Below are 22943 nucleotides of genomic sequence, written 5' to 3'. Positions count from 1 at the left end.
GTAGGCCGCCGCACGCGATGCCCTGCCGTGCGCCACGCTGTCAACTCGCGATGATTGGTCGTCCGATGTCCTCGCCTCTCACGTCCCGGCTCCCGCTGTCCCGACACCAGGTCGACCGGGACTACCTCACCCGTGAGCGTGACGGAGTCGTCGACGAACTGCTCGCGTCGGAGGTGACCCGTGTGCTCCCGGTCTGGCGGGGGCGGACGTTGATGGCCTCCCCGGATTCCCTCGCGCTCCTGCCGGCTGCCGCGGTGCCGGCCGCCGACGACTACGTCTACCTCGGTGTCTCGAAGGACCCCTCCGCCGTGGAGCCGGTGGGCACACCCGTCCTCGCGGCGTTGCTCGACGACGAGCGCGCGCGGTCGCTCTCGTCCGACGACTCCGCCTGGGGCAGCCCGCGCGTCTCGGGAACGGCGTTGAGCGCCCGCGACGCGGGACTCGCCGTCGAGGCCGTCGCCGTGGCGAACTGGCACGACTCGCACCGGTTCTCGCCGCGCACCGGCCGCCGCCTGGTCACCGACAAGGCGGGCTGGGTCCGTCGCGACCCGGACGACGGCCACGAGGTCTTCCCCCGGACCGATCCTGCGATCATCGTCGGCGTCACCGACGCGGACGACCGACTCCTGCTCGGCTCGAACGCCCTGTGGGAGCAGAACCGGTACTCGTTGCTCGCCGGCTTCGTCGAGCCCGGCGAGTCCCTCGAGCACGCGGTGCAGCGCGAGATCTTCGAGGAGTCCGGCATCAACGTCGTGTCGCCTCGATACGTGGGCTCGCAACCGTGGCCGTTCCCGGCGAGCCTCATGCTCGGCTTCCGGGCCGAGGTCGACGCCGACGACCCGGGGACGCTCACGCCTGACGGGGCCGAGATCCTCGACCTGCGCTGGTTCAGTCGTGACGACCTGGTCGCCGGCCTGGGCGAGATCGTCCTGCCCGGACGGACGTCCATCGCCCGGGCGATCATCGAGGACTGGTTCGGCGGCGAGATCGACCAGTGACCGAGGCCGCCGACCTGATCGCGGGGCTCGACGAACAGCAGCGCCGTGCGGCGTCGAAACTGCTCGGCCCCGTGTGCCTCCTCGCGGGTGCCGGTACGGGCAAGACCCGTGCCATCACCCATCGCATCGCCTACGGGGTCGCCACCGGCGTGTACGCCCCCAACCGCGTCATGGCGCTCACCTTCACCTCACGCGCGGCCGCCGAACTGCGCGGCCGTCTGCGTCACCTGGGCGCCGGGGGAGTCTCTGCACGGACCTTCCACGCCTCGGCCCTGTCCCAGCTGTCGTACTTCTGGCCGCAGACCATGGGTGGTCAGATGCCGCGGCTCCTCGACAGCAAGGCCAAGGCGCTCGCCCACGCCGCCGAGTCCCTGAGGCTCAAGATCGACACGGCGGCGTTGCGCGACCTCGCGGCCGAGATCGAGTGGCGGAAGGTCTCTCGGCTCACCCTCGAGGACTACGCCGAGGCGTTGCCGAGCAGGTCGTTGCCGCCGGCCATCAGCGTCGAGAAAGCCGTCGACCTGCACCGTGCCTACGAGGCCGTCAAGGACGAACGGCGACAGCTCGACTTCGAGGACGTCCTGCTCGCGACGGTCGGCATGCTCGAGCTCGAGCCGCGGGTGGCCCAACAGGTGCACGAGCAGTACCGCTTCTTCGTCGTCGACGAGTACCAGGACGTCTCGCCCCTCCAGCAGGACCTGCTCGACCTGTGGCTCGGCGGCCGGAACGACCTCTGCGTGGTCGGCGACGCCAGTCAGACCATCTACTCGTTCGCGGGTGCGTCCTCGGACTACCTGCTCGGGTTCGGTTCACGATATGACGACGCCACGGTCGTCCGTCTCGAGCAGAACTACCGCTCGTCGCGGCAGATCGTCGACACGGCGAACCAACTCATGCGGGGCCGTCCGGGTGCCCTGCACCTCCACCCGGCCGTCGAGACGACGGGCCCGGTGCCGCCCGTGACCGAGTACGCCAGCGATTCGGCCGAGGCCAGGGGCATCGCCGAGACCATCGCCGACGAGATCCGGTCGGGAGTCGCGCCGGAGGAGATCGCGGTGCTGTACCGGGTCAACGTCCAGGCGGCGGCGATCGAGCGCGCACTCGCCGACGTCGGCGTGTCGACCCGCATCCACGGCGCGACGCGCTTCTTCGAGCTCCGTGAGGTGAAAGAGGCCCTGATGATGATGAAGGGCGCGGCGGTGAGCATCGTTGGCGAGCCGCTCTTCAAGACCGTCAGCGACGTCCTCCGGTCGCTCGGCTGGACCCAGGACGCACCCGACCAGAGAGGCGCGATCCGCGACCGCTGGGAGTCCTTGAACACGATCATGGGCCTGGCCGAGGCATCACCCCCCGGGACGACCCTCCGCCAGTTCGTCGACGAGCTCTTCGCCCGCCAGGCCGGTCAGCACGAGCCGACCCTGGCCGCGGTCACCCTGGCGACGTTGCACTCCGCGAAGGGCCTCGAATGGCGCAGCGTCTACCTGATCGGCCTCAGCGAGGGCCTCGTCCCGATCAGCTACGCGAAGGACGACGCGGCGATCGACGAGGAGCGCCGCCTCTTGTACGTCGGCGTCACGAGGGCGCGTGAGCGGCTCCGGTTGTCGTGGAGTCGCTCGGGGCAGGGGCGCGGCGGCGAACGGCGGGTGAGCCGGTTCGTGGAAGAGCTGCGCACCCGCACTCCGGGTGCGGCGGCACGTCCGCGCGAGTGACCAGCCCGTCGGCGATCGAGATCGACTCGACCTCGGAGTCCTCGGGGGCGCCGTCCGCGCCGGTCAGACGGGACCACAGCCGGCGGGCGGCTCTCGTGGCGACCTCATGGACGGACAGCAGCGGAGGCGCGGTGAGGGGACGGGCGCTCAGCTGACCGGCGATCGCGGGCCAGGCACGGTCGGCCTCGCCGGCGTGGAGGTCGAGACACCGGGCGCAGGCCGTCGAACCGGGCACCGTCACGGGGCCGATCCGCGTGTGACGATCGCCCACTCGTACGACGAGGTGCGTCAGATCGGACCTCACCCACTCTCGGACGACCCGGGGGTCGAGCACGTGCCCGCCGACCAGGACGCCCGTGGCGTGCCGCGGCGGAGCCAGGTCGGCGTCGGCCCGTCGGACGTCGGCACCGCAGGAGCCGAGGAGGCGCGCGACGGCATCGGCGACGGGGCCCGGCCCGCCGACGACGACGGTCGGCGGGACGACCGACCGGGTGTCGCCGCCCAGCGCGGGTCGCAGGCGCTCGACGGAGGCTTCGACCGCGGCGCGATCCAGGCCGAGGTGGGCGACGAGGGTGGGCAGGCCCCCTGCGCCGTGCCCCGCGGCGAGGGCCGCGACCACCCGCTCGTCGAGCCTGCTGACCGGACTCAGGACGAGCGTGGGGCGGTCGACGCCGACCTGGAGGGTCGACGGATCGCGCCAGATGACGGGGATGCGGGGATCGAGGACGAGGTGCATCGTCCGATCATGTCGTGGGGCCGGGGCGGATGAGGAGTTGTCCACAGGTCCGCCCGGGCCCCGGTGACGGTGTCCGTCAGGATCGGGGGGCGTCCTGGTCGGGCCCGGACTCGCCGGGCTCGGTCGCCGAGCCGTCGTCCCCCTCGCGGGGGCGGTCGTCGGTCGTGTCGTCGAGCAGGTCCTGGATCGCCTGGTCGACGTCGTCGAAGGTGGGCTCGTCCGACGTCAGGCGGGCCACGAGGGCCTGCGGGTCGTCGACGTCGGCGCTGGTGGGCACGATGTCCGGGTGCGACCAGAGGTCGTCTCGGCGCTCGGCACCGACGGCGTCGGTCACAGTCTGCCAGAGGACGGCCGCCTCGCGGAGGCGCCGCGGCCGCAGTTCGAGGCCGACCAGGGTGGAGAAGGCCGACTCGGCAGGCCCGCCGGCGGCCCGGCGGCGGCGGACCGTCTCGGCGATCGCCGCGGACTTCGGGAGGCGCGCCGTGGCGTGGGCGGTCACCACGTCGACCCAGCCCTCGATCAGGGCCAGGGTGGTCTCGAGCCGGGCGAGGGCGGCGAGCTGCTCGTCGGTCTTCGGGGGGATGAGGGCCCCGCTCTTCATGGCCTCCTGCAGGTCGCCGGGGTTCGAGGGATCGAAGTCCACCGCGAGTTCTTCGAGCCGGGAGGTGTCGATGCGGATGCCCTGGGCGAACTCGCGGATGGACGAGATGAGGTGCAGGCGCAGCCATCGGGCGTGCCGGAACAGGCGGGCGTGCGCGAGTTCGCGGACCGCCAGGTAGAGCTGGACCTGGTCGGCCTCGATGTCGAGGCCCTCGCCGAAGGCGGCCACGTTCTGGGGGAGCAGCGCCGCCTGCTGTTCGTCGAGGAGCGGGATGCCGACGTCGCCGCCGGACACGACCTCGGTCGAGAGCTGGCCGACGACCTGTCCGAGCTGCATGGCGAAGAGCGTGCCACCGACGCTGCGCATGACCTGGCTGGCCCCGGCGAGCATCGAGCGCATCTCTTCGGGAGCCTGCTCGCTGAGCACGCCGGTCAGGGAGTCCGCGATCGACGTGGCCACGGGCTCGGCGAGCTGGCTCCACACGGGCATGGTGAGACGGGCCCACTCGGCGCGGGTCACGAGACGCGGCGTGGCGGTGAGCTCGGCCACGAACGTGACGTCGTCGAGCCACAGTGCGGCGACGTGGAACGCCTGCTCGAGGGCGGCGGTCTCGGCCGCGGTCGGCACGACGGCGCTCTGGGCGCCCACGGCGGTCGCCTGTTCGGTGGCGATCGACCAGTCGATGCCGTCACCGCTGCTGTTGACGGCGTTCTGCAGCTGACTCATGAGTCGCGCCACGAAGGCCGGGTCGTCGGGCAGCCCGGCGGCCCCGGCGAGCTGCGACGGATCGATCTCGGAACCGCCGGACAGGAACTGCCGCAACATGTCACGGAACTCGTCCTCAGGCCCGCGCGGCGAATCATCGGTCATGCTGACTACGCTAGCTGCTGGCCGCACGAAGATCCTGGGATTCGGCCACCGCTCCGGGGGCGTCGCTCCGCTCGTGGCGAACGCGACCCGCGCCTCCCCGGCCGATCCCGAAAGGACCCTCCGTGGCCTTCTTCACGCCCCCGCGCACCGCCCCCTCGTCAGCACGCCGAGCGAGCAGGTTCGGCTGGCCCCTCCTGGGTGTCGCCGTCGTCTCGGCCGTGGTCCTGAGCCTCCTCCCGGGGCCCTACCTGATCGAACAGCCCGGCCCCGTGTTCGACACCCTGGGCAGTGCCGAGTACGAGGGTTCGTCCCAACCCCTGATCACCGTGTCGGGCCACGAGACCTACCCCACCGCGGGCACCCTCGACCTGCTGACCGTGAGCGTGCAGGGCAACCAGGACGTCCGGCCGGGCTGGGTCGACGTCGTCCGCGCGTGGGCGGACCGTAGCCGTTCGGTCATCCCGGTCGAGGCCGTGTACCCGTCGGGGGTGTCGAACGACCAGGTCGACGAACAGAACGCCGTCGACATGCAGAACTCCCAGAAGTCCGCGATCGCCGCGGCGCTGATCCACGAGGGGTACGCCGTCCCCAGCGCCGTGACCGTCAGCCAGGTCTCCCAGGGGAGCCCTGCCGAGGGCGTCCTGCGCGAGGGAGACGTCCTGGTCAGCGTCAACGGCACCAGTCTCGCCACCGATGCGGACGTGGACGTCCTCCGCGGCCTGGTGGCGGCGAACGGGGCGTCGACGCCGGCGGAGGTGGTCCTCGAACGCGCGGGGACGAGCATGACCGAGCAGGTGACCCCGCAAGAAGTCGACGGCACGCCGCTCCTCGGGGTCGGGGTCAGCGTGGACTACACGTATCCCTTCGACGTCACGCTCAAGCTCGACCAGGTCGGCGGACCGAGTGCCGGCATGATGTTCGCGCTCGGCATCATCGACAAGACGACACCGGGGGAGCTCACCGGCGGCGCGAAGGTCGCCGGCACGGGCACGATCACGGCCTCGGGCGAGGTGGGTGCCATCGGCGGCATCCGACAGAAGCTCTACGGTGCTCGCGACGCCGGGGCGACCGTCTTCCTGGCGCCGTCCACGAACTGCTCCGAGGTCGTCGGGAACGTGCCCTCCGGGCTGGACGTCTACTCGGTCGCCACGTTGGACGATGCGGTCACGGCGCTCGAGACGGTCGCGGACGGCGGCGACACGTCGTCCCTGGCCACCTGCACGGCCGGTCGATAGCGTTCGTGCAGCCCGCGCAAAGCTGAGAAGGGGACGCTGAGTCGGCCAGGCTCGACACGTAGGATGGCCGTCCACGTCCCCGTCAGCCAGGAGTCCACCCTTGACGTCACCCGCATCGTCGCGAACCGCACGACGCTCGCCCCGATTGCCCGTCCTGGTCACGGTGGCCGTCCTCGCCGCCCTGGTCATCGCCTTCTTCATCTTTTCGTCGCTGCTGACCGACTACCTCTGGTACCAGCAGCTCGGGTTCACGGGAGTGCTCACGACACAGTGGATCTCCCGCCTCGTGATGTTCGCGGTGGGCTTCGTGGCCATGGCGGTGCCGGTGTACGTCAGCATCGAGGTGGCCTTCCGGTTCCGGCCGGTGTACGCCAAGTTGAACTCCCAGCTCGACCGCTACCAGCAGGTCATCGAGCCCCTGCGTCGGGCCGTCGTCATCGGCGTCCCCGCCGTCCTCGGCCTCTTCGCCGGCATCGCCACGTCGACGCAGTGGCAGACCGTCCTCGAGTGGATCAACCGCACCCCCTTCGGTCAGACCGACGCGCAGTTCGGGCTCGACATCGGGTTCTACGTCTTCGAGCTGCCGCTCTACCAGGCCGTGGTCGGCTTCGCCTCGGCCGTCGTGCTCATCGCCGGCATCGCCGCCGTCGCGACCAGCTACCTCTACGGTGCCCTGCGCTTCACCGGTCGCGAGGTGCGCATCTCGAAGGTCGCGCGCATCCAGTTGGCCGTCACGGCCGCCGTCTACCTGCTCCTCCAGGGCGTGAGCCTCTGGCTCGACCAGTACGCGACCCTGTCCGACGGAACGAACAAGCTCCTCACGGGTGCCACGTACACCGACGTCAACGCGGGCATCCCCGGCAAGCAGATCCTGGCCGGCATCGCGGTGGTCGTGGCCGTCCTGTTCATCGTGACCGCGATCGTCGGCCGCTGGCGCCTCCCGGTCATCGGTACGGCCGCGCTCATCATCATCAGCATCATCGTCGGGGGCATCTACCCCTGGATCGTCCAGCGCTTCACGGTCGAGCCCAGCGAGCGGACGGTCGAGTCGCCGTACATCGAGCGCAACATCCAGGCGACGCGTGAGGCGTACGGCGTGGCCGACGTCGAAGAGCAGACCTACGATGCGAAGTCCGACGCCGAGGCCGGTGCCCTGGCCGGTGACGCCGTCACCACCGCGAACATCCGCATCATCGACCCCGCTCTCGTGACCGACGCCTTCGCCCAGCTGCAGCAGTACCGCCAGTACTACAGCTTCCCCGAGCAGCTCGCGGTCGACCGGTACACGATCGACGGCAACGTGCAAGACACCGTCATCGCCGTGCGCGAGCTGAACACCTCGCAGCTCGGCAACTCGGCGACCCCCTACAACACGACCTTCGTCTACACGCACGGCTACGGCGTGGTGGCGGCCTACGGCAACCAGCGGTCGGCGGACGGCCAGCCGGTCTTCCTCGAGTCCGGCATCCCGGTGACGGGTGCCCTCGGCGACGCCGGCGACTACGAACCGCGAATCTACTTCGGCCAGGAGTCGCCCACCTACTCGATCGTGGGTGGCGACGGCGGCAACGACATCGAGCTCGACTACCCGTCGGGCAGCAACGACAACGGCACCAACGAGACGACGACCTTCGAGGGCGACGGTGGGCCCAAGCTCGACAACGTCTTCAAGAAGCTCATCTACGCCATCAAGTTCCAGTCCGAGCAGATCTTCCTGTCCGACGCGGTGAACGACCAGTCGCAGATCCTCTACGACCGTGACCCCACCGAGCGCGTCCAGAAGGTCGCTCCCTACCTCACCATCGACAGCGCGCCGTACCCCTCCGTCGTCGACGGCAAGGTCGTCTGGATCGTCGACGGCTACACCACGACCAACGAGTACCCGTACTCGAAGCCGCAGGCGTTGTCCGACGCGATCGCCGACACGTACAACGACCGCCCGGTGTACGCCTCGAACAACATCAACTACATCCGCAACTCGGTCAAGGCCACGGTCGACGCGTACGACGGTTCGGTCAAGCTCTACGCGTGGGACACCAGCGACCCGATCCTGCAGACCTATGACAAGATCTTCCCCTCCACGCTGTCGCCGCTGAGCGACATGTCGGCCGAACTGCTCCAGCACGTCCGCTACCCGCAGGACATGTTCAAGGTGCAGCGGGCGATCCTCGGCACGTACCACGTGACGGACGCCGACTCGTTCTACTCGAGCGACGACGCGTGGGTCACGCCCAACGAGCCGACGAGCAACGCCCAGAACCCGCCGTTGCAGCCTCCGTACTACTTGACGCTGCAGCTGCCCGATCAAGACCCTGCGTTCTCGATCTACTCGACGTACATCCCGCAACAGTCGGGTGAGAACGCCCGGAACGTCCTGACGGGCTATCTCGCGGCGAATGCCGATGCGGGGTCGACACCGGGTGAGATCTCGTCGGACTACGGCAAGCTGACGCTGCTGGCCCTGCCGCGCACCGACACGCTGCCCGGTCCCGGACAGGTGCAGAACAACTTCAACACCGACACGGCCGTGGCCAACCAGCTCGCTCTCCTCACCCGGGGTGACACGAGCGTCGTCCGAGGCAACCTGCTGACCCTGCCGGTCGGCGGTGGTCTGCTCTACGTCCAGCCGATCTACGTGAAGTCGAACTCCGAGACGTCGTACCCGGTCCTGCAGCGCATCCTGGTCTCGTTCGGAGACAAGATCGCCTTCGAGGACACCCTCGACGGCGCCCTCGACTCGCTGTTCGGTGGCAATTCGGGTGCGACCGCCGGAGACAACGGCGTTCCGACCACGGGTGACGGGACCGACGGCACGGGCACCGGCACCGGCGACGGAGCGACCGACGGTGGCACGGCGACCCCCGACACCGGCGGCACCGGGTCGGGTACCGACAACGCGGCGCTCGACCAGGCCCTGGCCGACGCTCAGCAGGCCCTGACCGACCGTGCCGCGGCCTACGCCGACAACGACCTGGTCGCGGCGGCGGAAGCCGACACGCGCCTCCAGACCGCCCTCGAGGACGCGGTCGCCGCCAGCGGTCAGTAGGCCCGACCGGTGATCGTCGACCCCCCTTCCGGCATGCCGGGAGGGGGGTTCGTCGTCGATCAGGCGTCGTGGGTGCCTCTTCCGATGGCCCGATTGGACGGGGGCCGAACGGCGTGCTAGAGTCATTTCTTGTGCCGCGGGGTGGAGCAGTTCGGTAGCTCGCTGGGCTCATAACCCAGAGGTCGTAGGTTCAAATCCTGCCCCCGCAACAAGAACGACGAAGGCCCCGGTCGAATGACCGGGGCCTTCTTCGTGTCCTCGTGCGCGTGATCGGGTCTGTGCCCCGGCCGCCGATCATGCCAAGGTTGAGGCATGTCGAGACTCCGGGTGGTCATCGCGCCCGATTCGTTCAAGGGAACCCTCGGCGCACCCGAGGTGGCGGCGGCACTCGCCGCCGGCTGGTCACGATCACGGCCGGACGACGTCGTCGTGACCCTGCCCTTGGCGGACGGCGGCGAGGGCACCCTCGACGCGTTCGAGCGGGCGTGCCCCGGGAGCGTCCGCCACGAGAGCGTCGTGGAGGGCCCTGACGGCCGCCCGGTCGACGCCCCCTGGCTCACGCTGCCCGACGGCACGGCCGTCGTCGAGCTCGCCTCGTCCTGCGGGCTCGGCCTGCTGAGCTCGCCCGCGCCGCACGACGCGAACACCCGCGGACTGGGTGGCGTCATCCGTGCGGCCGTCGACGCCGGAGCCACCCGGCTCGTCGTCGGCCTCGGAGGCAGCGCGTCGACGGACGGGGGAGCGGGCGCTCTGACGATCCTCGGTGCCCGCATCGTGGATTCCCTGGGGGAGCTCGTCGCCTCGGGCAACCACGGCCTCACGACAGCCGCCCGAGTCGATCTGACGGGTCTCATCGCCCTTCCGCCCGACGGCGTCACGCTGTTGGTCGACGTCGACAGCCCCCTGCTCGGACCCGACGGTGCCGCGGCCGTGTTCGGGCCGCAGAAAGGTGCCTCCGTCGACGACGTCCTCGCACTCGAGCAGGGGCTCGAGCGTTTCGCGAGCCTCGTCGACGTCGATCCCACGACGCCCGGGGCCGGGGCCGCAGGAGGAACGGGTTTCGGTCTGCTCGCCTGGGGTGCCCGTCTGCAACCCGGAGCGGTCGCCGTCGCCGAGACGGTCCGTCTCGCCGAGGCACTGGCCCACGGTGACGTCGTCGTCACCGGAGAAGGATCGTTCGACGGTCAGACCGCCGCCGGGAAGACCGTGTCGCTCGTGCGTCGGATGGCCGACGCCGTCGGAGTCCCCGTCGTCCTGGTCGCCGGTTCGGTCGACGCGCCTGCGGACGGCTTCGCGGACGTCGTCTCGACCACGCAGATGGCCGGGGGCGTCGCCGAGTCCACGACCCGCGCCTCCTACTGGGTGGGCGAGGCCGCCGCCCAGGTGGCGGGGCGGTGGGCGCGATGAGCGCCGGCAGGACACCCGAGGTCGTCGTCGCGGTCGTGCAGACCGCACCCGGCGACGACCCGGCGAGCAACCGGCGGACCATCACGGACCTCACCGAGGAGGCGGTCCGCCGCGGAGCACAGGTGGCGGTCTTCCCTGAGTACTCGTCGTATTTTTCCCCCGACCTGGGCCCGGCGTACCTCGAGGCCGCGGAATCGACGGACGGGCCCTTCGTGCGCCATCTGACCGCGCTGGCCGACCGGCTCGGCGTCGTGGTCGTCGCCGGCCTCGTCGCCGTCTCGCCCGACCCGGCCCGGTTCGAGAACCTGCTCGTGGCCGTGGCGCCCGGTCGGGGCGTCGTCGCCCGCTACTCGAAGCAGCACCTCTACGACGCGTTCGGTGGGCAGGAGTCCCGGTGGATCGTGCCGGGCCCGTTGGCCGTCGCCGCGACCTTCGAGGTCGGCGGGCTCGTCTTCGGTCTGCAGACCTGCTACGACCTGCGGTTCCCCGAGGTCACGCGGACGCTCGTCGACGCCGGGGCCGACGTCGTCCTGATGCCGGCCGAATGGGTGCGCGGGCCGCTCAAGCAGCACCACTGGACGACCCTCCTGACCGCTCGTGCGCTCGAGAACACCGTGTACGTCGCCGCCGCGGACCACGCACCGCCGATCGGCGTGGGCTGCAGCACGATCGTCGACCCGACGGGCGTGGCCGTCGCCTCGGTCGGGGACGAGGTCGACGTCATGGCAGTGGCCGGGGTCTCGGCCGACCGGATCGCCGCCGTGCGGCGCCTGAACCCGTCCCTGGCCCTGCGTCGGTACGACGTGGTCCCGCGCCGCGTGGGGGCCGGCGAGACCTCCACGGAGCGCTCAGACCGAGAGTGACGCGAGTCGGGCCGCGGCCTGCTCGAGCACCTCGACGCGCTTGCAGAAGGCGAAGCGGACGAGGGACGACTGCTCGGCGGCGAGCGCCGGGTGGCAGAAGGCGCTGATCGGCAACCCGACGACTCCGACCGATTCCGGGAGGCGCCGGCAGAGCTCGGCCGCGTCGTCGAACCCCAGCGGAGCGGCGTCGGCGACCACGAAGTACGAGCCGCGGCTCGCGCGCACCGCGAAGCCGGCCCGACGCAGCCCGTCCGACAGCACGTCTCGCTTGTGGGCCAGCGTGCGAGCGATCCCGTCGAAGTAGGCGTCGGGAAGTCCGAGTCCGACGGCGATCGCGGGCTGGAAGACCGAGCCGTTCACGAAGGTCAGGTACTGCTTGACGGCGACGATGCGGTCGACGAGTTCGGCCGGACCGGTCAGCCAGCCGATCTTCCACCCCGTCGTGTTGAAGGTCTTGCCTCCCGACGAGATGCTGATCGTCCGGGCCGCCGCCCCGGGCAGGGTGGCGAACGGCACGTGTGCCGCTCCGTCGAAGAGCAGGTGCTCGTAGACCTCGTCGGTGACGACGAGCGCGTCGTGCTCGACGGCGAGTTCGAGCAGGAGGCGCCTGGTCGCGTCGTCGAGGACGCTGCCCGTGGGGTTGTGCGGGTCGTTCAGCACGACGAGGCGGGTGCGCGGTCCGAAGGCCCGCCGCAGTTCGTCCGGGTCGACGACCGAGTCCGGACCCCGGAGCGGGACGGTGACGTGGACGCCGCCCGCGAGCCCGATGACGGCTCCGTAGGCATCGTAGAAGGGCTCGAGCGTCACCACCTCGTCACCGCGGTCGACGAAGGCCAGGATCGTGGCCGCCAGCGCCTCGGTCGCCCCCGCGGTCACGAGCACCTCGCGTCGCGGATCGAGGTCGATGCCGTAGAACCGCCTCTGGTGGGCGGCGACGGCGTCGAGGAGGACGGGCATGCCCCGGCCCGGCGGGTACTGGTTGAGGCCCGAGCGCAGTGCCTCGTGCGCCGCCTCGAGGACCTCGACCGGGCCGTCCTCGTCGGGGTACCCCTGCCCGAGGTTGATGCTGTCCGTCGCCGTGGCGAGCGCCGACATCTCGGCGAATATGGTCGGGGCGAGTCGACCGGCGCCGTCGAGGAGCATGGCGCCGCTCGCCGCGCGTTGCCAGGGTGCTTGAGGAGTCATGATCCCGTCACCGTAGCCGCGCTGGAGGGGCTCGGGGGAGGTCCCGTCCAGCCGCCGCATAAGCTGGGCGCAGTCCGCTCACAGGCTCGCCGTATGATCCGCCCAGCTTGGGCGACCAGGCTGTCAGGGCTTGGAAGGAGCACCATGACCGACACCCCCCGCCACGACGACGCCGACGACGGCGCACCGCGCACGCCCGAGGGCACCGCCGCCGGTTCGCAGGGCGTCCCGGGCGACGACCGGGCCACGAACGACGGTGCCCAGCCCACGACGCCGTACCCGGCGGACCAGGGCGTCACCTACGGTGCTCCGCCTCTCCCCGGCAGCACGCCGCGAGCGGGCGAGTTCGAGTCCGGCCCCGACGGGCGCCGGAACGACGACTCGCAGCCTCGACCCGGCTCGTTCCCGCATCCGTCGTCTCACCAGCAGGCGGGTCCCTACCAGCAGCCCGGTTCGTACCAGCAGATGGGTTCGTACCAGCAGTCCGGGGACCCTCAGCAACCCGGTTCCTACCAGCAGCCCGGTTCGTACCAGCAGCCGTCCTCCTACCAGCAACCCGGGTCGTACCAGCAGCCGTCCTCCTACCAGCAGGCCGGGACCGACCCCTATCGGCAGCCGGACTCCGACCCGTCGGCGTTCGCGTACGACACGACGAAGTCGTACGCAGCGGCTGGTTGGCGGGCGCCTGCGGAGAAACCGAAGAAGAGCCGGCGTGGTGCGGGGTCCGTCGCGGCGGCCCTCCTGGTCGGCGTCCTCGTCGGAGGCGCGGCGGGCGGCGGCGTCGCCGCGGTGCTGTCCCGCGACTCCGGGGCCGGCGTCTCGGCCACGGGTCAGTCGCGAGACCTGACGGTCAACGACTACGACGACGCGACGGTCGTCACGGCGGTGGCGGCGAAGGCCACGAAGTCGGTCGTCACGATCAACGTGACGGCGGGCGAGTCCGGCGGCACCGGCTCGGGCGTCATCCTGAGCGACGACGGCTACATCGTCACGAACACGCACGTCGTCACCCTCGACGGGGCGAGTGCGTCGGGTTCCGTCACCGTCACGCTCAGCGACGGCAGCATCCTGCCGGCCGAGGTCGTGGGCCTCGACCCCACCGTCGACCTCGCCGTGCTGAAGGTCGACGCGACCGGGCTCACCCCCATCGCCTTCGCCGACTCGTCGGAGCTGAACGTCGGCGACACCGCCGTGGCCATCGGCGCACCGCTCGGTCTGTCGAACACGGTGACCGACGGCATCGTCTCGACCCTCAACCGCAGCATCACCGTGCAGTCCTCGGCCGCCCCGACGGACGGCAGCGACCAGGGCCAGCAGAACGACAACAACGGCCAGGGGCCCTTCTCCTTCAACAACGGGGACGGCGGCGCGCAGAACCAGGCCAGCTCGGTCATCTCGCTGCCGGTCATCCAGACCGACGCGTCCATCAACCCGGGCAACTCGGGCGGTGCGCTGCTCGACTCGCAAGGAGAGCTGATCGGCCTCAACGTCGCCATCGCCAGTTCCGGAGAATCGTCCGGCAGCATCGGCGTCGGGTTCTCGGTGCCGTCGAACCTCGTGCAGCGCGTCGCCAAAGAGATCATGGCGAACGGGAAGGCCAGCCACGGCCTCCTCGGCGCCAGCGTGAACGACGCCACGAGCGACGCGGCCGCCACCCGGGTCGGGGCGCTCATCGTCCAGCTGAGCCCTGGTGGTGCGGCGCAGAACGCCGGCCTGCGGCAGGGCGACGTCGTGACCGAGTTCAACGGCGTGCCGATCAGCGACCGGACGGACCTCACGGCGCAGGTCCGGTTCCTCGCCGGTGGCGCGACGGCCGACCTCACCTACGTCCGGGACGGGAAGACCGACACCACGAAGGTGACCCTCGACACCTTGACCTCCTGAGGCTCTGCCCGGTCGGTGCGGCGGGGGTCGGGACGCGACGGCGTCCCGACCCCCGTTGGGGTGTTGCTAAGCTCGCCACGATCCCTGCGGCCGTCCGCAGTCCCGACCCGCGCCTCCCCGGCGCTCACGAGCCCGAGGAACGCGATCCATGCAAGCAGGCGACGCCACCCGACCCGGTGTCTCGTACGTCATGCCCGTCCTCAACGAAGAGCACGAGATCCGGGCGGCGGTCGAGAGCCTGCTCGACCAGGACTACGAAGGCCCGTTCGAGGTGATCCTGGCCCTGGGTCCGAGCGTCGACCGCACGAACGAGGTCGTGGCCGAGATGTCGGCGGCCGACCCGCGTGTCCGCAGCATCCCCAACCCCGTCGGATCGACCCCTGCCGGGCTCAACGTGGCCATCCGGGCGTCGGTCCACCCCGTCACGGTCCGCGTCGACGCCCACTCGGTGCTGCCTCGCGACTACACGCGCATCGCGGTCGAGACCCTCGAACGCAGTGGGGCCGACAACGTGGGCGGCATCATGGCCGCCGTCGGGCGCACCCCCTTCGAGAAGGCCGTCGCCCGCGCCTACGGCAGTCGGGTCGGCCTCGGTGGGACGCCGCACCACGTCGGTGGGGCCGAGGGGCCGACCGACACGGCTTACCTGGGGGTGTTCCTGCGGCACCGTCTGATCGAGGTCGGCCTCTTCGACGAGGGCGTCAAGCGCGGTCAGGACTGGGAGCTCAACCGCCGGCTCCGGGCCACGGGCGGCACGGTCTGGTTCACCCCTCGGCTCGTGGTGACCTACCGTCCGCGACCGAGCCTGCGCAAGCTGGCGCGCCAGTTCGTCGCCACCGGGCTCTGGCGGGGTGAACTGGCCCGACGCTTCCCCAAGGCGAACACCATGCGGTACCTGGTCCCTCCCGCCATGGTGCTCGGCGTGGCGCTCGGCCTGGTGGTCGGCCTGACCGGCCTGGTCGGCCTCGCCCTCGGCACCGCCCTCGGGTGGGCCACGCTCGCCCTCGTCGTACCCGGTGTCTACGTCGTCTTCGTGCTCGCGGCCGCTCTGCTCGCCGCCCGCGGCGACGACCTCCGCACCCGGCTCTGGTTTCTCGTAGTCTTGCCTTCCATCCACTTCGGGTGGGGCGTCGGCTTCGTGCTCGGCTTCCTCGACCTCACGAAGAACATCACCGCCCAGACCGGAAGGTAGCCGCCGATGACCGCGCTGCCCACCAGACCGAGCTCGATCGCCGAGCTGCGACGCGTCGCCCAGCCGCCCGAGGTGCGCAGCCGCGCGAACGCCGAGCACTGGACGGCCTCGCTGTACCTGCGCGACGTCTCGCCCTACCTGACCTGGTGGCTGCTCAAGACCAGCGTCTCGGCGAACGGCGTGACCGGGTTGATGATCCTCGTCGGCTGGTGCACCGCCCTGTCGCTGCTCGTGCCGGGCATCACCGGTGCCCTGCTCGCCCTCGTGCTGGGCCAGCTGCAGATGCTCGTCGACTGCTGTGACGGCGAGGTGGCCCGCTGGCGCGGAACGAGTTCGCCGGCCGGGGTCTTCCTCGACAAGGTCGGCCACTACTCGACCGAGGCGCTCATCCCGATCGTGCTGGGCGTCCGTGCCGCCGGATTCCCCTTCGAGACCCCGGACGACTTCCTCTGGACGACCGCCGGCTTCGCCCTGGCCCTCGTGATCGTGCTCAACAAGGCCCTCAACGACATGGTCCACGTCGCCCGGGCGAACGCGGGCCTCGCCCGGCTCGAAGACAAACGAGGAGGCGCGACCCAACCGAGCGGGCGCCTCCTGTCCCGACTGCGCAGCGCCGCGCGCTTCGTGCCGTTCCATCGGCTGTACCACTCGGTCGAGCTGACGATGCTCGTCTTCCTGGCCGCGATCGTCGGCCTCGTCGTGGGCGGTGTCACCGCCGACCGCGTCCTGCTCGTCGCCCTGCTCCCGCTGTCGGTGCTGGCGTTGGTCGGCCACTTCGTCGCCATCATGGCGTCGAAGCGGGTGCGCTCCTGAGCGAGGTCCGGCCCCGGGTCGGAGTCGTGAGCCTGACCCAGGGGCGACGTCCGCGCGACCTGGCTCGGGGATTGGCCACGATGCTGGCCCAGCGCGACGTCGAGCTGGACGTCGTCTGCGTGGTGAACGGACGAGACGCCGCGACCGCCGAGGTCGAGGTCCCGACCGGGGTCCGTCTGCTCGAACTCGCCGAGAACGTGGGCATCCCCGCCGGCCGCAACCGAGGAGCCGAAGCGGTCTCGGGCGAGTGGATCTTCTTCCTCGACGACGACGCGAGCCTGCCCTCCGAGCGGTTCCTCGCCGACGCCGTCGCGTTGATGCGGGCCCGACCCGAGATCGGGCTCCTGCAGCCGCGGGTCGTGGACCCCGACGGCGCCGCGAACCCCCGCCGCTGGACGCCTCGACTGCGCAAGGGCGACCCTCGCCGCTCGAGCGACGTGTTCTCCGTCTGGGAGGGGGCCACCCTGCTGCCCCGCGACGTCTTCGACGCCTGCACCGGCTGGGGGGAGCCGTACTTCTACGCGCACGAGGGCATCGAGCTGGCGTGGCGGGTCTGGGCCCAGGGCAGGCGCACCTGGTACGAGGGCTCGCTCGTGGCGAACCACCCGGCCATCGACCCGGCGCGCCACGCGGACTACTACCGTCTGAACGCCCGGAACCGGGTCTGGCTCGCCAAGCGCAACCTGCCCTGGCCGTTGGTCCCCGTCTACGTCGCCTCCTGGACGGGGGTCCAGCTGCTGCGCTGGGCACGCACCCCGCAGCGCCTGCGGCCCTGGTTCGCGGGCTGGGTGGAGGGGTGGCGAGAGGCGCCGGGCGGTCGACGCTCCATCGGTTGGGTAACGGTCCTCCGCATGTCCAGGGCCGGTCGACCTCCGGTCCTCTAGGCTTTCCGGGGTCCGGCGCCGATCGGGTGACGGACCGACCCGAGGAGGGCATGTGCCGCTGACCCGAGACCTGGGGCTCGCCTGGAGCCTCGCCCGCCGGGCCGTCCGTTCCCGCAGCAGTCGACGTCGGCTGGAGCGCGACCCGCGGGTCGCGGTGACGCCGGCTCCGGGCACCGTGCGCGTCGCCGTGTACTTCGCCGACACGGCCGTCAACATGTACCAGATCCGCCAGTGGTACGCGCCTCTCGCCCACCTGGCCGAGACCTTCCCCGTCGCCATCGTCGTCCGTTCGCCGGGCACCATGGTGACCATGCTCGACGAGAGCCCGGTACCGCTGGTCTACGCCCGCAAGGTGGCCGACCTCGAGGACTTCGTCGCCGCTCAGCCGCTGGCCCTGACCCTGTACGTCAACCAGAACGCCAAGAACTTCCAGATGATGCGGTACGGCCGCATGTGGCACGTCTTCGTCAACCACGGCGAGAGCGACAAGATGTACATGACGACGAACCAGTTCAAGGCCTACGACTACGCCTTCGTCGCGGGCGACGCCGCCAAGGACCGCCTCGCCGCCAAGCTCTGGGACTACGACCTCGAGAAGCGCGCCGTGCCCATCGGACGCCCGCAGGCCGACCACTTCTCGGGCGAGGTGCCCTACCCCGACGACGACCGCCTCGTCGTGCTCTACGCCCCGACCTGGGAGGGTGACCGTCCCGCGGCCGCGTACGGGTCGATCGCGACGCACGGCCTCGCCCTCGTCAGGGCCCTGCTGGCGTCGGGGCGTCACCGGGTCGTCTACCGGGCGCATCCGCGAAGCGGCGTGCTCGACCCCGAGTACCGGCGGGCGCACGAGGCGATCATCCGGGCCCTCGGCGAGGCGAACGCGCGTGATCCCGACGCCCACCACGTCCACGACGTGGGGCCCGAGCTCGGCTGGCAACTGGCCGCGGCCGACGTCGCCGTGACCGACATCTCGGCGATGGTCTACGACCGCCTCGCCACGGGCCGTCCCCTCGTCGTGACCCGTCCGGTCGCCGTCGAGGCCGACGTCGACGAATCGGGCTACCTCGGTGACGCCGAGTGGTTGACGGCCGACGGTGCGGGCGACATCGTCGCCCTCGTCGATCGGGTCGTCGACGATCCGGAGGCGCGGGGTCGCCTCGAGCACTGGGTCCGTCGTCACTTCGGTGACACGTCGCCCGGAGCGGCCACGCATCGGTTCGAGAGCGCGGTGGCGCGCCTCGTGCAGCTGCGTGACGACTACGCGGCGCGCCGGCCGTCGACCGACGACCCGCGTTCGACCGGTTCGGCGGGCGACGCCGACCAGGAGGCCGGCGACGCGGAGGCGTCCGACCTCTGACCCCCGGCACCGCACTCGAGGGGTCTGAGGCACCAGGGCTTTCATGTCTCGGTGCCGTGGACTCTGGATGTCAGACGCTGAGCAGCGTATCCATGAGGCATGCCTGAACCGACGTCCGCCGCCGCCCGCCTCTTCGGAGAACGCATCCGTGACGAGCGTCTGCGCCTCGGGCTGAGCCAGGACGAGGTGGCGCACCTCGCGGGCATGAACGTGTCCAACTACGGAAAGATCGAGCGCGGCATCGGCAACCCCGTGTTGCACACGATCGTCCGTCTCGCCGTCGTGCTCGGGGTCGACCCGGGCGTGCTGGTCACCGACCTCGGGGCCGATCACCTGCCGCCCGTCCTCGAGGCCTTCACGGCTGCGGACTACGTCGCCGAGAGACGCGCTCGGCTCAGCAGCTGACCCGCCACCTCACGGGAAGGGCTCGTCGGCCAGGGTTCCGACGACCAGGCTCAGAAACTGAACCGCCAGAGGTACTCGTCGCCGCCGGGCCGGAACCATCGCACGACGGCGATCGCACTCCGGCTCAGTTCGACGCCCAGCACGCAGAGGTCGACGGAGTGGTCGGGGTCGAGACGGGTGGTCGCGACGGGGACGAGGAGCCCGGTGCCCACCAGGGTGACCCTGACGCCGGTCACGGTCTCGGGGGAGTCGTTGACCAGCCGGTAGACGCGGGGGGCGCGGGAGCGGTCGAGGCTGAAGGGAACGGTGTAGGCAAGGGTCGACGTCGTCATGTCGTCGACCCTAGGAGCGACCGACGCGGGTCGACGCGCGTTCTTGTGGACGACGGCTGACTGGGGAGGACCCGTCGCGGGACGGGTCGCCGCCTCGCGCGAGGCCCGCGTGGCCGCCTCGCGGACGCCGGGTCGCCCTGGCGAGGGGAACGGTCAGAGCGACAGGTCGAGGGGGAATTCGGCAGGGGCCGCACCGAACGCCGTGCGGGCCGTCGTGACGACCTTGCGTCCGAGGAGGTGGTTGCCCGTCCCTCCGACGACGGCACCGATGCCGAACGGGAGGGCCCTGCCGAGGACGGAAGCCCCCTGCGACGCGGCGAACCGTCGGATGAACTGCTTGCGGATCGTGTCGGTCAGGCCACTCATCGCCGCCTTGGGCAGCTTGGAGGTCACGAGCTCACCCCAGAACGCGGTCCTGGCCGGGGCCGTCCCCATGGCCTCGCCCGCGAACTGTCGGACGAGGCTGGCACCCGGGCCGCCGAGCAGCATCGCCATGACGAGGGCCCGGGCGCGGTCGGGGTCCGAGACGGCGATGCCGTGGACCTCGGTCACGGACTGCGCGAAGAGGGCGCTCGCCTCGAGGAAGCCCGCGGTCTCGACACCCGAGAGGGCCAACGACACGCCCCAGCCGACACCGGGGATCACGGCGCTGGCCCCGACGGCGGCCCCGCCGGTCGTCACCGCGGCGAGGTACTCGCGTTCGAGGATGGTGATCAGCTTCTGTGGTGTCGCCTTCTTGTGCCGACGGCGCAGCGTGGCGACGTGCTTGACGACCACCGGACGCTGGACGGCCAGCAGCTTGTCGAGACGGCGCACCCAGGCGGTGTCCTCGGACCTGTCGGGCGCGGACGTCTGGTAGTGGTACTCGGTCGAGTTCCCGGCGTCACGGGCGACGAGTCGTCCGTCCGCCGTCGAGGCGTCGTGGTCGGGGCTGTGGGGCTGACTGCGTTCGGGCACCCCTCGACCCTACGCCGAGGGGCGGGGAGGGTGATCGGTGGCGTACCGGGCCAGGGCGTCGTCGAGTGGGCCGTCGAACACCAGGGCGCCCTTGTCGAGGTAGAGGCCCCGTCGGCAGAATCGTTTGAGGTCGCGTTCGTTGTGCGACACGAGGAAGAGCGTGCGACCGTCGGCGAGCATCTCGCCGATCCGGGCGTAGCACTTCTCACGGAACGCCTTGTCGCCCACGGCGAGCACCTCGTCGACCAGCACGACGGGCTCCTCGAGCCGCGAGATGACGGCGAACGCGATGCGGACCTTCATTCCGCTCGAGAGGTGTTTGTAGGGCGTGTCGACGAAGTCGCCGATCTCGGCGAACTCGATGATCTCGTCGAAGCGCCGGTCGATCTCGGGGCGGGACATGCCGTGCAGGCCGGCGGTCAGGTACACGTTCTCCCGGACGGTGAGGTCGGCGACGAAGCCACCGGTGATCTCGATGAGCGGCGCGACGCCGCCCGTCACCTCGACGGTGCCGGTGTCGGGCAGGATCACCTCGGCCACCAGCTTCAGCAACGTCGACTTGCCCTGGCCGTTGCGTCCCACGACGCCGATGGCCTCGCCCGGCTGCACCTCGAAGCTGATGTCGCGCAGGGCCCAGAACTCGCCCGGCCGGGACCGCCTGCCGCTGTCGGCGAAGAGGTCCTTGAACGACCGTCGGCCACGTCGGTTGCGGCGGAAGCGGATGCCGACCCCGTCGACGCGGATCACGGGGCGAGGTCCGGCGATGGTCATCAGATCTCCTTCAGGACGGCACGTTCGCTGGCTCGGAAGACGAGCAGCCCGACCGCCAGGACCACGACGCACACGCCTCCGCCGACCAGCACCTCGGTGAGGTCGAACTGTTCCGGGAAGAACGCCGACCGGTAGAGGCCGAAGATGCCGCTCAACGGGTTGAACGCCGCCAGCAGGTGGAGGCTCTCGGGGAGGTCCTGGGTGCCGTAGATGATGGGCGAGGCGTAGAAGGCGAACCGGAGGGCGAGCTTCGTGGCGCGCTCCAGGTCGCGGAAGAACACGACGAGCGGCGCGACGATCAGCCCCACCCCGGCGACGAGCACGGTCTGCATGACCATGGCCAGGGGGAAGAACACCACCTGCCACTGCAGGTGCGCGCCGCCCACGACGGCGAACAAGGCCAGGACGGGAAGGCTGAGGGTGAACTCGATGCCCTTCGAGCCGACGAGCCGGAACACCCAGATCGTCCGGGGGATCTTGGTCGACCGGACGAGCTTCGCCTCGCGGATGAACGCCCGGGTGCTGTCGGACACCGCCCCGTTGAACCACATCCAGGGCAGGAGGCCCGAGAGCAGGAAGACGATGTACGGCTCGTCGCCGACCGACCGCTTGAAGACGACCGAGAAGACGAAGAAGTAGATGCCCGACATGACGAGCGGGTCGAGGATCGACCAGAAGTAGCCGAGCTTCGACGTCGAGTACCGGACCTTGAGGTCGCGGCTCGTCAGCAGCCACAGCGTCTGTCGGTACCGCGCGAAGCCGCTACGACGGGGCCGTTCGGCCAGGTCAGTGCTCACGGACGTCCTTCTCGTTCAGGACACCAGGCACCGGCGCGCAGCCGTCGGGAGACGGCTCGGTTCAGACGAACAGGTTCGCGCGCTCGAGGTCTTCGGCGAAGTCGACCTCGACGGCGTAGAGGTCGGAGATGTCCACGGGCTCAAAGCGTAGCCCGTCCTGGCCGATGGCCAATTCGATGCCACGCTCGAAGTAGTCCTGGTTGTCGACCTTCGAGAGCTGGTGCATGAGCGTCGCCTTGTCGGCCTTCGACACGAAGTTGATGCCGACGGCCTCGCCCAGACCACCCTTGACCTGCTTCGACAACTCGGCGATGTAGCCCTCGGCGTCGGTCGTGTACTTGACCTCTTCGTCGGACACCTTCGAGGTGTTGACGGTGACGAACGACTGGTCGTCGCGGACCAGGCGGGCCGCGCGAGTCAGGGCCGTGGGGTCGAAGACGACGTCGCCGTTCATCCACAGGACGCCACCGGAGGCGCTGGCCCGCAGGGCGCGGAGCAGGCTCTTCGACGTGTTGGTCTGGTCGTACATCTCGTTGTAGACGAACGAGGCCGACGGGAACGCCTCGACGATGTGCTCGAACTTGTAGCCCACGACGACGGTCACCCGGGCGTCGGGCCCGAAGGCGTCCCGGATGTTGTCGAACTGCTGCTGCATGATGGTGCGGCCGTCGCTGAGCTCGGTCAGTGCCTTGGGCAACGAGCGGCCGAGGCGGCTGCCGAGCCCGGCGGCCAGGATGACGATCTGCTGGCGGTGGTTCGTGTCGTTCTTGCTCACGCTGGTCTCCTCACAAGGGGCGAGCCCATGCGGGACGGGCTCTGCGGTGGCCCCGGCGGTGCGGACCGGACCCGTCTCTGGGTGCGATTCGCCTCGTGTTCGAGCGGTGTTCACCGCGGAGCATCG

Annotated in this window: 20 protein-coding genes and 1 tRNA gene; 14 read left to right on the top strand and 7 right to left on the bottom strand. The window is 70.6% G+C overall.

Translation table 11 applies throughout. The features are described 5' to 3' along the window. Positions 1–65 precede the first annotated feature (65 nt). The 3 genes from nudC to ASL10_RS16080 all read left to right on the top strand — a co-directional run bounded on the left by nudC (position 66) and on the right by ASL10_RS16080 (position 3476). Complete coding sequence (gene nudC / locus ASL10_RS13010) at positions 66–998, top strand: NAD(+) diphosphatase (protein ID WP_123571544.1); 933 nt, start codon at positions 66–68, stop codon at positions 996–998. Continuing rightward, positions 995–2707: an ATP-dependent helicase gene (locus ASL10_RS13005; protein ID WP_056048631.1), complete on the top strand. Its 1713-nt coding sequence runs from the start codon at positions 995–997 to the stop codon at positions 2705–2707. The genes nudC and ASL10_RS13005 overlap by 4 nt, the downstream gene beginning before the upstream one ends. A gap of 256 nt (positions 2708–2963) precedes the next feature. Next, entirely contained in the window at positions 2964–3476 is a 513-nt protein-coding gene (locus tag ASL10_RS16080) for a hypothetical protein (RefSeq protein ID WP_157485497.1), read from the top strand. Positions 3477–3519: 43 nt separating this feature from the next. Here the strand turns inward: ASL10_RS16080 and ASL10_RS13000 are convergent, their stop codons facing one another. Next, positions 3520–4914, bottom strand: a complete 1395-nt coding sequence (locus ASL10_RS13000; RefSeq protein WP_056048626.1) for a zinc-dependent metalloprotease — start codon at positions 4912–4914, stop codon at positions 3520–3522. A 122-nt stretch (positions 4915–5036) separates the two neighbouring features. Between ASL10_RS13000 and ASL10_RS12995 the strand changes: the two genes are divergently transcribed. The 5 genes from ASL10_RS12995 (at position 5037) to ASL10_RS12975 (ending at position 11465) form a co-directional block, all read left to right on the top strand. Then, the gene (locus ASL10_RS12995) at positions 5037–6149 is read left to right on the top strand and encodes a PDZ domain-containing protein (RefSeq protein ID WP_056048623.1); all 1113 of its coding nucleotides are present in this window, start codon (positions 5037–5039) and stop codon (positions 6147–6149) included. Positions 6150–6303: 154 nt separating this feature from the next. Then, positions 6304–9195, top strand: coding sequence for a UPF0182 family protein (locus ASL10_RS12990; RefSeq protein ID WP_056049181.1), 2892 nt, complete (start codon positions 6304–6306; stop codon positions 9193–9195). Between the two features lie 135 nt (positions 9196–9330). Then, positions 9331–9404: transfer RNA gene (locus tag ASL10_RS12985), tRNA-Met, on the top strand. A 103-nt stretch (positions 9405–9507) separates the two neighbouring features. Further along, positions 9508–10602 (top strand): glycerate kinase, encoded by a 1095-nt coding sequence (locus tag ASL10_RS12980; protein ID WP_056048620.1) that lies wholly within the window; start codon positions 9508–9510, stop codon positions 10600–10602. Next, complete coding sequence (locus ASL10_RS12975; RefSeq protein ID WP_056049178.1) at positions 10599–11465, top strand: carbon-nitrogen hydrolase family protein; 867 nt, start codon at positions 10599–10601, stop codon at positions 11463–11465. Before ASL10_RS12980 ends, ASL10_RS12975 begins: the two co-directional genes overlap by 4 nt. On the opposite strand, the gene ASL10_RS12970 is transcribed toward ASL10_RS12975, so the two are convergent. Beyond that, on the bottom strand, positions 11451–12650 hold the full coding sequence (locus tag ASL10_RS12970; RefSeq protein WP_056049175.1) for an aminotransferase class I/II-fold pyridoxal phosphate-dependent enzyme: 1200 nt from the start codon (positions 12648–12650) through the stop codon (positions 11451–11453). The genes ASL10_RS12975 and ASL10_RS12970 overlap by 15 nt on opposite strands. A gap of 144 nt (positions 12651–12794) precedes the next feature. Here ASL10_RS12970 and ASL10_RS12965 point away from each other — a divergent pair, with 144 nt between their 5' ends. The 6 genes from ASL10_RS12965 (at position 12795) to ASL10_RS12940 (ending at position 19185) form a co-directional block, all read left to right on the top strand. Then, the gene (locus ASL10_RS12965) at positions 12795–14534 is read left to right on the top strand and encodes a S1C family serine protease (protein WP_056048617.1); all 1740 of its coding nucleotides are present in this window, start codon (positions 12795–12797) and stop codon (positions 14532–14534) included. 148 nt (positions 14535–14682) lie between these two features. Beyond that, positions 14683–15726, top strand: a complete 1044-nt coding sequence (locus ASL10_RS12960) for a glycosyltransferase family 2 protein (protein WP_056048614.1) — start codon at positions 14683–14685, stop codon at positions 15724–15726. A gap of 6 nt (positions 15727–15732) precedes the next feature. Next, positions 15733–16539, top strand: coding sequence for a CDP-alcohol phosphatidyltransferase family protein (locus ASL10_RS12955; RefSeq protein WP_056048611.1), 807 nt, complete (start codon positions 15733–15735; stop codon positions 16537–16539). Further along, complete coding sequence (locus ASL10_RS12950) at positions 16536–17423, top strand: glycosyltransferase family 2 protein (protein ID WP_056048607.1); 888 nt, start codon at positions 16536–16538, stop codon at positions 17421–17423. Before ASL10_RS12955 ends, ASL10_RS12950 begins: the two co-directional genes overlap by 4 nt. Before the next feature lie 52 nt (positions 17424–17475). After that, positions 17476–18780, top strand: coding sequence for a CDP-glycerol glycerophosphotransferase family protein (locus ASL10_RS12945; RefSeq protein WP_157485495.1), 1305 nt, complete (start codon positions 17476–17478; stop codon positions 18778–18780). Positions 18781–18879: 99 nt separating this feature from the next. Continuing rightward, positions 18880–19185, top strand: coding sequence for a helix-turn-helix domain-containing protein (locus ASL10_RS12940; protein WP_056048603.1), 306 nt, complete (start codon positions 18880–18882; stop codon positions 19183–19185). A gap of 50 nt (positions 19186–19235) precedes the next feature. Here the strand turns inward: ASL10_RS12940 and ASL10_RS12935 are convergent, their stop codons facing one another. The 5 genes from ASL10_RS12935 to ASL10_RS12915 form a co-directional block, all read right to left on the bottom strand. Beyond that, a complete protein-coding gene (locus ASL10_RS12935) occupies positions 19236–19517 on the bottom strand; it encodes a hypothetical protein (RefSeq protein WP_056048599.1) in 282 nt (93 codons plus the stop codon). A 153-nt stretch (positions 19518–19670) separates the two neighbouring features. Next, entirely contained in the window at positions 19671–20474 is an 804-nt protein-coding gene (locus ASL10_RS12930) for an EcsC family protein (protein WP_235452818.1), read from the bottom strand. A 9-nt stretch (positions 20475–20483) separates the two neighbouring features. Beyond that, entirely contained in the window at positions 20484–21245 is a 762-nt protein-coding gene (locus ASL10_RS12925; protein WP_056048596.1) for an ABC transporter ATP-binding protein, read from the bottom strand. Next, positions 21245–22042 carry an ABC transporter permease gene (locus ASL10_RS12920; RefSeq protein ID WP_173152684.1) on the bottom strand — a complete coding sequence of 266 codons (798 nt, stop codon included), beginning with the start codon at positions 22040–22042 and terminating at the stop codon, positions 21245–21247. The genes ASL10_RS12925 and ASL10_RS12920 overlap by 1 nt, the downstream gene beginning before the upstream one ends. A gap of 61 nt (positions 22043–22103) precedes the next feature. Further along, the gene (locus ASL10_RS12915; protein ID WP_056048594.1) at positions 22104–22817 is read right to left on the bottom strand and encodes an NTP transferase domain-containing protein; all 714 of its coding nucleotides are present in this window, start codon (positions 22815–22817) and stop codon (positions 22104–22106) included. Positions 22818–22943 lie beyond the last annotated feature (126 nt).

The sequence above is a fragment of the Frigoribacterium sp. Leaf8 genome, from assembly GCF_001421165.1.
Lineage (GTDB): Bacteria > Actinomycetota > Actinomycetes > Actinomycetales > Microbacteriaceae > Frigoribacterium.
This window is presented reverse-complemented; position numbering and strand designations above follow the sequence as displayed.